Origin of the sequence: Streptomyces sp. NPDC001027 (genome assembly GCF_040299045.1) — a bacterium.
Classification (GTDB): Bacteria; Actinomycetota; Actinomycetes; order Streptomycetales; family Streptomycetaceae; genus Streptomyces.
Window position 1 is genome coordinate 1 of record NZ_JBEPBI010000510.1, and the last position, 2,279, is coordinate 2,279.

Consider the following 2,279-nt stretch of genomic DNA (forward strand, 5'->3'; position numbering starts at 1 on the left):
GGCTACCTCTGCTCCAGCAGCCCCTACACCCAGCGCATGTACTTCGAGTACCCGCTGTCGTCGATCCACGGCAAGAAGATCCTCGACGCCACGTTCGAGGTGTACATGGCGTGGTCGTTCACCTGTGACGCGCACTGGTACGACCTGAGCCACGTCAACAAGGGCATCGCCGACAGCACCACCTGGTCGACCCGGCCCAGCGCCGACGACCTGATGGGCGACCGGTCCGTGTCCTACGGGCGCGGCGGCCTGTGCAGCCCCTCGCAGCCGGCCAACTGGGTGCGGTTCAGCGACAACGTCTCGGGCGGCGAGACCAACGAGAACCTGACCCCGACCCTCGCGACCCACGCCGCGAACAAGGCGGCGCAGATCACGTTCTCGCTGACCGCGCACGACGAGTCCGACGCGGCCGCCTGGGCGCGGTTCCGCAACGACGCCAAGCTGTCGGTCACGTACGTCTCCTACCCGGACAAGCCGACCTCGTACGGCGTCCAGCAGGGCACCACCGGGCGCGTCTGCAACGCCTCCACGCTGCCCTTCGCCACCAGCGACACCACGCCGAAGATGCTCGGCACGGTGCAGTCGGCGGACGGCAGCCAGGCTCAGCTGCGCACCGCCTTCGAGGTGTGGAAGGCCGACGGCTCCAGCCGTGTGTGGACCGCGAACTCGCCGAGCAGTTCCTGGGTGGCCGACAACGCCGTGCGCGACGCCAGCACCAGCGCACTCGCGGCGCAGACGAACTACCGCATGCGCGTCAAGACCCAGGCGTACTACGTCACCGACCGCGGCGACTCCGGGGTCCTGGACTCCGCATGGTCGTCCTGGTGCTACTTCCGCGTCGACACCGACTCACCGCCGCCGCCCCTCGTCACCAGCGCCGACGGCCTGTACAAGCCGGCCGACGCCTATCCGGCGGCGGGCGGTGTGGGCACCCCGGGCAAGTTCACCGTCACCCCCGCCGACACCAACCCCAACACGGCGGGCATCCAGTCCGACGTCGTCAGCTACCGGTGGAAGCTGAACAGCGGCGCGCTCTCCCCGCCGATCAACGTGTCCGCGGGCACGGGCACCACCTTGACGGTCACCCCGAACCAGGCCGGTGAGAACACCGTCCAGGTCTGGGGATACGACGCGGCCGCCCACAGCTCGCTCACCGGCTACTACAGCTTCCTGGTCAAGGGAGCCGAACTGCCCTCGGGAGTCTGGCACCTGGACAACGCCCTCAGCGACGCCACCACCGCCACCGCGCACCCGCTGACCGGCTCGGGGGCCACCTGGGACGCGCTGGCCCGCAGCGGCGCCGGCGCGGCGAAGCTCAACGGCACGACGGCCTACCTGTCGACCTCCGGCGCGGTCCTGGACACCACCAAGTCCTTCACCGTCTCGGCCTGGGCGCGGCTGACGAAGAACGACGTCAACTACACCGTCCTGTCCCAGGCAGGCGTCAACGCCTCCGGGTTCCAGCTGTACTACTCCAGCTCCTACAAGGCGTGGGTCTTCAACCGTCACCAGACGGACGTCGTCAACCCCGCCATCACCCGTTCGATCGGCGTCCGACCGCCGGTCCTGAACGCCTGGACGCACCTGGCCGGCGTCTACGACGCGGCGAACCAGACCATCCAGCTCTACGTCAACGGTGTCCCGCAGGGCGCCCCGGTGGCGTTCACCACCCCGTGGAAGGCGTCCGGCAGCCTCCAGATCGGGCGGCTGTGGTACGACGGCGGCGGCAAGGAGAACTTCTCCGGAACCGTCGACGAGGTCAAGGTGTGGTCCCGCGCCCTCGCGGACACCGAGGTCACCCATGACGCGTGGCTGGAGGACGAGGACCTGAGCGACGGCACGTCCGGCGCCCCGGTCCCCGCACTGGTCGCCAAGTGGGACGCCACCGACATGGCGAACGCCACCGGCGCCACCGTGAAGGACACCAGCGGCTTCGGCCGCAACCTCACCCTGAACGGGGCGGCGCTCACCCAGGTCACCACCGGCGACCCGGACATCGGCGAAGAGGTCACGACGTCGCAGACGATGACCCTGAACGGCACCAGCGCCTACGCCGGCGCCACGGGTCCGTTCGTCGACGACACCGGCTCGTTCACCGCGACCGCCTGGGTCACGCTGGACCCGGCCAGGTTCTCCGACACCACCAAGTCCTACGCGGTGCAGGTCTTCGGCCAGTCGGGCGCAAGCCAGTCCTCCTGGGGCGTGTGGTACGAGCAGCCGGCCGGCAGCGCCCAGGGCCGCTGGACCTTCGGCCGCCCCGACAAGGACGGCGCCGGCGC

The 2,279-nt window shown here is 69.9% G+C and carries 1 protein-coding gene; it reads left to right on the forward strand.

Annotated elements, in window-relative coordinates; translation table 11 throughout:
* The coding region (locus tag ABT300_RS43355; protein WP_351688499.1) for a LamG domain-containing protein at positions 1-2,279 on the forward strand (2,279 nt) is incomplete at both ends.